Origin of the sequence: Psychrobacter sp., assembly GCF_035469765.1 — a bacterium.
Taxonomy (GTDB): Bacteria; Pseudomonadota; Gammaproteobacteria; order Pseudomonadales; family Moraxellaceae; genus Psychrobacter.
In genome coordinates, this window is sequence record NZ_DATIRM010000296.1 from 1 (window position 1) to 8,039 (window position 8,039).

7 protein-coding genes are annotated in these 8,039 nt (G+C 43.5%); all 7 read left to right on the forward strand.

Going from position 1 to position 8,039, the window contains the following annotated elements; genetic code table 11:
* Positions 1-584, forward strand: a 584-nt coding sequence (locus VLN09_RS08330) for a porin (protein ID WP_325245500.1), incomplete at its 5' end; no start/stop codon positions are given.
* A 195-nt stretch (positions 585-779) separates the two neighbouring features.
* Positions 780-2,414, forward strand: a complete 1,635-nt coding sequence (locus VLN09_RS08335) for a CTP synthase (RefSeq protein WP_325245502.1) — start codon at positions 780-782, stop codon at positions 2,412-2,414.
* Between the two features lie 445 nt (positions 2,415-2,859).
* Entirely contained in the window at positions 2,860-3,735 is an 876-nt protein-coding gene (gene kdsA / locus VLN09_RS08340; RefSeq protein WP_325245504.1) for a 3-deoxy-8-phosphooctulonate synthase, read from the forward strand.
* Positions 3,736-3,762: 27 nt separating this feature from the next.
* A complete protein-coding gene (locus tag VLN09_RS08345; RefSeq protein WP_325245506.1) occupies positions 3,763-4,017 on the forward strand; it encodes a hypothetical protein in 255 nt (84 codons plus the stop codon).
* A 140-nt stretch (positions 4,018-4,157) separates the two neighbouring features.
* The gene (locus tag VLN09_RS08350) at positions 4,158-4,382 is read left to right on the forward strand and encodes a heavy-metal-associated domain-containing protein (protein WP_325245508.1); all 225 of its coding nucleotides are present in this window, start codon (positions 4,158-4,160) and stop codon (positions 4,380-4,382) included.
* A gap of 272 nt (positions 4,383-4,654) precedes the next feature.
* Positions 4,655-7,027, forward strand: a complete 2,373-nt coding sequence (locus tag VLN09_RS08355; protein WP_325245510.1) for a cation-translocating P-type ATPase — start codon at positions 4,655-4,657, stop codon at positions 7,025-7,027.
* Between the two features lie 320 nt (positions 7,028-7,347).
* On the forward strand, positions 7,348-8,039 hold a 692-nt coding region (gene eno, locus VLN09_RS08360), incomplete at its 3' end, for a phosphopyruvate hydratase (protein ID WP_414709110.1).

Genomic DNA, 8,039 nt, shown 5'->3' on the forward strand with positions numbered 1-8,039 from the left:
ACTCTATTTTGTGGTTAGCGCCTAAGTATAATGGCTTGCCAGTACAAGTTACTGCAATGTATGCCGCTGATGAGAAATTTGTTGACGAAGAAGATAGTCGTGACAATGGCTTTGGTGTTGCTGCTATGTTTGATCAAGGTACTGGCTTCACTGCTGGTGTTGCGTACGATAAAGATGTCAACATCACTGGTGACATTATCCGTGGTTCTGCCACTGTCGATCTAGGCAAATATATGGCTGCTCCTGTAACACTAGGCGGTATGTACCAAGTAGCTGATTTTGATGCGACTTCAGAAGACGAAAAAGGTCTGCTTGTTAGTGCTCAAATGGGTCTATCTAACTTTGCAAAACCTGCTGCTGTCTATGCTCAGTACAACAACACGTCAGATAAAGACGGTGTAAAAGATGTTGACGCTGATCAAATCGTTGTTGGTGGTAAATACTTCTATCAGCCAAACATGATTGCGCATGCCTATGCTGGTATGAATAGTATTGATAATGTTGACCCTATCAATGAGTTGGTTCGCGGTAACGGTGAGACTGAAGAGTTTGTTGTTGGTGGCGGTCTAGAATACAAATTCTAATCTAACCATTAGAATCTGATTATAAAAAACTCATCCTTCGGGGTGAGTTTTTTTGTTATAGCCTTTTTAATAAGCGAGTGGGTTATAATAGACAAACACTAAAAATGAAGAGTTTCAAAGAGTTTGTGCTTTTGCCCTATATTTTTTGACGTATTTTTAGTAAAATCCTTCTTTACCAATTACCGACAGAGTACTATGACCAAGTTTATATTTGTGACCGGTGGGGTAGTGTCCTCACTAGGAAAAGGTATCACCGCCGCTTCTCTTGCTGCGGTCCTAGAAGCACGTGGCGTGACTGTCACAATGACCAAGATGGATCCGTATATCAACGTTGATCCAGGCACGATGAGCCCGTTCCAGCATGGCGAAGTATTCGTCACTGAAGATGGTGCCGAGACTGATTTGGACTTGGGCTATTATGAGCGCTTTTTACGTCATTCAAAAATGAGCAAAAGCAATAACTTCACCAGTGGTCGCATCTATCAGAATGTATTGAACAAAGAGCGTCGTGGTGAGTATCTAGGCGGTACGGTACAGGTGATTCCGCATATCACTGATGAAATTAAAAGTAAAATCCTTGCCAGTGGCGAAGGCTACGATATCGCGATTATTGAGATTGGTGGTACAGTAGGTGACATCGAGTCGCTACCCTTTATGGAAGCGGTACGTCAAATGCAAGTAGAGCTTGGTCGCAATCGAGCCATGCTGATGCATTTAACACTGGTGCCTTATATTGCTAGTGCTGGCGAAACCAAAACCAAGCCGACCCAGCATTCAGTCAAAGAGCTGCGTTCTATTGGTCTACAGCCTGATATCTTGATTTGCCGCTCTGATCATCATATCTCACCAGACAACCGCCGCAAGATTGCGCTATTTACCAACGTTGAAGAGCGTGCGGTCATCATGTGTGAAGATGCACAGAGTATCTATCAGATACCGCGTACGTTACATGAGCAAGATCTTGATGATTTGATCTGTGAGCGCTTTGGTTTAGACTTGCCAGAAGCCGATTTAAGCGATTGGGATAAAGTGGTTGAAGCACAGCTGAATCCTGAATCGAGTGTTACGGTAGCGATGGTTGGTAAATATGTTGAGCTGCCAGATGCTTATAAGTCGATCAATGAAGCATTGCTACATGCTGGTATTACTCATAAAGTCGACGTCAAGATTGATTATGTCGATGCTGAACGTCTAGAAGATGATGACAGCTTATTGGCGCAGCTACATAATGCTGATGCTATCTTGGTACCAGGCGGCTTTGGTGAGCGCGGTACAATGGGTAAAATCAAAGCCATTACTTATGCTCGCGAAAACAACGTGCCTTATTTAGGTATCTGTTTAGGTATGCAGTTGGCAGTGATTGAATATGCGCGTAACGTGCTACATATCGATGCCAACTCTTCTGAATTTGATCGTAAAACTGCTGAGCCTATCATTGGTTTGATTACCGAATGGTTAGATGAGCGCGGCGAATTGCAGATTCGTAGCGATGATTCAGACCTTGGTGGTACGATGCGTTTAGGCGCTCAGCAAGCTGAGTTGGTTGCTGGTAGTAAACTTGCACAAATCTATGGCTCGACCAATATCACTGAGCGTCATCGCCATCGCTATGAGATGAATAACCGCTATATTGAGCCATTAGAGCAAGCGGGTATGACCATCTCTGGTTATTCTGCCAAGCAGCATTTGGTAGAGTCGGTTGAGATTAACGAACATCCATGGTTTGTGGCAGTACAGTTCCACCCTGAATTTACCAGCTCGCCACGCGGTGGTCACCCACTGTTCAACAGCTTTGTAAAAGCAGCAAAGAACTATAGTGAAGCGAAGTAATTATTAACTTATAATCGCTTTTGATAAAAAAAGACTGATCTTTGGATTGGTCTTTTTTTATGGCTGATTCTATTACTATGGTTCTAAAGCATGTTCTTTTTAAGCATTAGATCTCTTGCATAAGTCATTGCTAGGCCTTGATACTCTGTTAGCGGAGGTCAATAAAACGGTACTTTTGCAAGAGGTCTATTGTGCATGATATTTTTCTTATATAGTTAAAATACCTTAAAAACGCTACGGTACTGCTGGTATAAATTTTTTGCAGCCTCTGTCTGCGTAGGCACAGCAAGCAAGAAAAATTGATATCAGCAGTACGTTATGTATCGATATTGCTTTTCCCTGACTATAGCTTGCAGCTAATTACGCTTATGACCTTTTTTTAATGAGGCTATCGGTTACAATATGAGTCAGAAATATTGATAACAATAAAGAGGAGACGTGATTAATGGAAAATTCATTAACAGCACAATCACATATTCAGCTTAAGACGCCAAATGGCAATACTATTAACATCGGCAACGATCAGCCATTCGTATTGTTTGGTGGGATGAATGTCTTAGAATCAAAAGAGATGGCGTTTGAGATTGCTGAGCAATATATCGATATCTGCCAGCGATTAGGTATTGGCTATGTGTTTAAAGCCAGCTTTGATAAGGCCAATCGTTCAAGCTTGACCTCATATCGTGGGCCGGGGCTAGAGCAGGGTATCGATTGGCTTGGGCAAATCAAAGAAAAATTCCAAGTGCCGATTATCACCGATGTGCACGAACCTTATCAAGCGGCACCAGTTGCCGAAGTTGCGGATATTATCCAGCTGCCTGCATTTTTATCCCGTCAGACGGATTTAGTCCATGCGATGGCAAAGACCGATGCGATTATTAATATTAAAAAAGCGCAGTTTTTAGCCCCGCATGAGATGCGTCATATCGTCAATAAGTGCCTTGAAGGCGGTAACGATAAGCTTATCCTGTGTGAGCGTGGTAGTGCTTTTGGGTATAATAATTTGGTGGTCGATATGCTGGGCTTTGATACCATGAAGCAGATGGATATTCCGGTATTCTTTGATGTGACGCACAGCTTACAGCAGCCGGGCGCGCGTAGTGATAGCGCGGGCGGACGCCGTGAGCAGATTACTACCCTTGCACGTGCGGGTATAGCAACTGGATTGGCAGGATTGTTTTTGGAAGCGCATCCAAATCCAGAGGTGGCAAAATGTGATGGTCCGTGTGCACTACGTATGAGCCAGTTAGAGCCGTTCTTGCGTCAGCTTAAGCAGCTTGATGTCTTGGTCAAAGGCTTTGAGATCTTGGATACTCATTAATATCATCAGTAATGTGAGGATAATACAATGGCGATTAAAGTGGCACAAGTAAGCATCGAAAACATCAATGATGCAGAAGGTTTAGAGAGCGTCATGATCGCTTTGAAGAATATCACGGGCGTCACGGCTATTGAGCTAGATGCTGACAGTCATACGGCATTGTTGCGTTATGATGATACTAAGACCAGCATCCATGCCTTTACAGCGGCAATCAGTATGGTAGATTATGTCACTCAGCCATTTCCTATTGATGCCCCGCAAAATCCGCGTTATGAGGATTAAGTTCGGTTAAAAAGGAGATACCTAAACTTACTGTCATTAGCACCGATAAGCTTTATGTTAGATTGATACTACTGTAATCAGTATGGATAGTAAGAGAACATATAAGCCGTTTATTCACAGATAAAAATAAGGAGCCTAACATGGCGAACCAAACACGTATTATTAAAATTGATGGCATGACTTGTGGCGGTTGTGTAGCAAGTGTCCATAACGCAACCGCAGATATCGATGGTTTAGATGACATCAGTATCGAACTCGCTGATAATCAAGCGACAGTAACCTTTGATGATAGCAAGACTAGTGCGGAAGCCATTGCATCAGCTATCGACGAAGCAGGCTTTGATGCAACCGTTGCCAATGCATAATTGCCCGCCGAATATACAACTGAATAACCAGCTGCTGTAGCTGGTTTTTTAGTGGCCATACTCAGATAAGGTTCAGGTAAAGCTCGGCTAAAGTGCTGGCAATGTTAGAAATGTTAGAAATGTTAGACTGTAAATATCTAATATTTATTATCTATATATTTTTTACTGTATTGATTGAATTAATTGACCAAAATAGCCATTAAATGTTTTTATATTTATAAGCCCTTTTTGTATTTCATACTATTTTATAAATGCTATATCGAGTTATATCTATGAATGATTCTACCCATGCTGATACTCACAACCATAATCACAATGCCTACGAGGTTGAGACTGACATTGAGTCCAATACGCCGCTTGCGCCTGAGCGTGCGCATTTGCAACTGGCGATTGAGGGCATGACGTGTCAGGCTTGTGCATCACGAATCGAAAAGGTGTTGAATAAGAAGCCATCAGTCTATGAGGTGAGTGTGAACTTCGCAGGTGAGACTGCCAATGTGGATTATGATCCGACGCAGACGACACCTGAGCAAGTGACAGAATGGGTGAATAAAACTGGTTTTGTTGCCAATTTGCAGGCGGCTGATAGTTTGTTTGAGAAGACGAATGAGGATACAGAAACTCAGTATCCGTGGCGATTAATTGGGCTTTGGATTTGTTTGGTGCCATTTTTAGTTGGTATGGCTGGCATGGTTGTTGGTCAAGGTATGGCGTGGATGCCACCGGTTTGGATGCAGTTTATCCTAGCGACGATTGTACAGTTTGGTTTTGCACTGCCGTTTTACAAAAGTGCTTGGGCGTCTATTAAAGGCGGTCTTGCCAATATGGACGTATTGGTCGTTATCGGTACCGTTACTATTTGGGCGTATTCCACTTATCTATGGCTGACCCATGGTGATGGCACTTTAAACAGTCTCTTGCAAAGTGGGCATGCTGGCGGTCATGGTGAGAGTGGCAGTCCTGCAGTATATTTTGAAGCAGGGGTGATGGTTATTGCTTTTGTGCGCACGGGTAAATATCTTGAAGAGCGCACCAAAAAGCACAGTTTGAATAGTATCGATTTACTATTGTCGTTAACACCAGACGAAGTTGAGCAGCAGCAGCCAAATGGTGAGTTTAAAAATATCACCCTAAAAGAAGTGCAAGTAGATGATATCTTGCGTGCTAAGCAAGGCAGCCGCGTCGCAACTGATGGAGTAGTCATCGATGGTGCTGGCTGGTGTGTAGAAAGTCATTTAACCGGTGAGTCAGTACCGCTTAAAAAAGAAATAGGCGATGGTTTATTAGCCGGTGCTTTGGTTGAAAACGGCAGCTTATTATACCGAGTACGTGCCAAAGGTAGCGATACTAAACTTGGTGATATGGTACAAGCCCTCAGCGATGCTCAAGGCTCAAAAGCCAATTTAGCGCGCCTTGCCGATAGAGTAACGGCAGTATTCGTCCCAGTCGTAGTCACCATTGCTTTGATCACCTTTGGGCTGACATGGTGGCTAACGGGTATGGTTGATACTGCCTTAATGCATGCGGTATCGGTCTTGGTCATTGCTTGTCCGTGTGCGCTTGGTCTAGCCACGCCAGCGGCGATTATGGCGGGTATGGGTGTTGCAGCGCGTCACGGCGTTTGGTTTAAAGATGCGCAAAGCCTTGAAGCAGCAGGTAATATCGACACTGTGGTGCTTGATAAGACTGGCACCTTAACCATTGGTAAACCGACCATCGTCGATGAAGTCATGGTGGATAAATCCATAGCGGTTGATGATGTTTTGCAAATAGTCGCCAGTGTCGAGGCTCATGCGAGCCATCCACTTGCAACCGCTTTGGTTAATGCAGCGACAGCGCGCGGTTTACCCTTATTTAACGTGACTGATATTAGTGTTATCAAGGGCGCAGGTATACAGGCAAATATTGAAGGCTTAGGTTTGGTAAAGGTCGGTACTGCAGAGTTTGCTAATTTGATGCTGCCAAAACTGATGCCAAAAGTATGGCAAATTGCCAGCACTGTTGCGATTAGTATTAATGATGAAGCGCTTGGGGCTTTTGCTTTAGCCGATGACTTAAAATCAGATACGCCACAAGCCATAACTGCATTACAAGATGCTGGTATTAATGTCATTTTGATGAGTGGTGATAAACAATCTGTCGTCGATCATGTCGCAGGGCAGCTAGGCATCGAGCAAGCTTATGGCAAAATGAGCCCACGTGATAAAGCCAGCCAGATTGCATTGCTGCAAACAGCTGGTCATAAAGTAGCAATGGCAGGGGATGGTGTTAATGACGCGCCAGCGATGGCAACCGCCGATGCCAGTTTTGCGATGTTTGAAGGCACTGATGTTGCTCAACATAGTGCCTCTGCACGCTTGATGGGCGAGTCGCTGATGCATATCGATGCTGCGCAAAAAATTGCGAATGCAACGCTGCGCAATATCAAACAAAATCTATTTTTTGCCTTTATTTATAATTGCCTTGGTATTCCGCTCGCCGCTTTTGGTTTTTTAAACCCTATGATTGCGGCTGCTGCTATGGCGCTTAGCTCTATTTCAGTATTGATGAATGCGCTACGCTTAACCCATTTTAAAACAAAGGTTGACCTTGATAATACGGTATCTGGCTCCCACACTAGAGCGGAACGTCTAACAAAAGCATAAGAGTTATATGACGTTTGATATCATATGTACTGAGATAAATTGATGGCTAGTCATTTGACTATCGATGGGCGATTTTATGACCATCCGTTGCTGCAAGATAAGGATAGTTTGGCGAAATTTATGCTATGATACCAAGCACTATAGCTAATGGTTAAGGGATGAAATAAACCGTTAATCACGTTTAAAATGAGCTGATTGTATTAATCACTAAAGCTGTTTTTTGCGCATTACTATACGATATTTTGCTTTATCTTTTTTGTATTCTAACTGCCGTTATTTACGCCCTAAACTTGGCATGACCAAAGGAATTAACAGACATTATGTACGCTGAAGAAACCAACAACGTCACCGCAATTAAAGACATTCGCGCTCGTGAAATTTTAGACTCGCGCGGCAACCCAACCATTGAAGCTGATGTTACCTTAGCTGATGGCACTGTCGGACGTGCTGCTGCTCCAAGTGGCGCATCAACAGGCTCACGTGAAGCGCTTGAGTTACGTGATGGCGATAAAACTCGCTATATGGGTAAAGGCGTCAAAAAAGCCGTTTCTAATGTTAATAGTCAGATACGCAGTGCTTTGATCGACAAAGACGTGACTGAGCAGCAAGGCATTGATGATGCAATGATTGCGCTAGATGGTACAGAAAACAAAGAAAGCCTTGGTGCTAATGCAATGCTAGCTGTGTCACTTGCCACTGCCAAAGCCGCTGCTAAATCACAGAATCTACCATTATATCAATATATTGCCAACTTGCGTAATCAGACGTCGTTGACGATGCCTGTACCGATGATGAATATCTTAAACGGTGGCGAGCATGCGGATAATACTGTTGATATCCAAGAGTTTATGATTGAGCCGGTTGGTTTTACCAGCTTCTCAGAAGCGCTGCGTGCTGGTACAGAGATTTTCCACAGCTTGAAGTCTGTTTTAAAATCACAAGGCCTAAATACAGCCGTTGGTGATGAAGGTGGTTTTGCGCCAAACTTACGTAGCAACGAAGAAGCTATCAC

Bases quoted from the DNA above. Each gene is read 5' to 3' on its own strand.
- VLN09_RS08335 (WP_325245502.1), top strand. From the start codon at position 780: ATGACCAAGTTTATATTTGTGACCGGTGGGGTAGTGTCCTCACTAGGA.
- VLN09_RS08350 (WP_325245508.1), top strand. From the start codon at position 4,158: ATGGCGAACCAAACACGTATTATTAAAATTGATGGCATGACTTGTGGC.
- VLN09_RS08355 (WP_325245510.1), top strand. From the start codon at position 4,655: ATGAATGATTCTACCCATGCTGATACTCACAACCATAATCACAATGCC.
- VLN09_RS08345 (WP_325245506.1), top strand. From the start codon at position 3,763: ATGGCGATTAAAGTGGCACAAGTAAGCATCGAAAACATCAATGATGCA.
- kdsA (WP_325245504.1), top strand. From the start codon at position 2,860: ATGGAAAATTCATTAACAGCACAATCACATATTCAGCTTAAGACGCCA.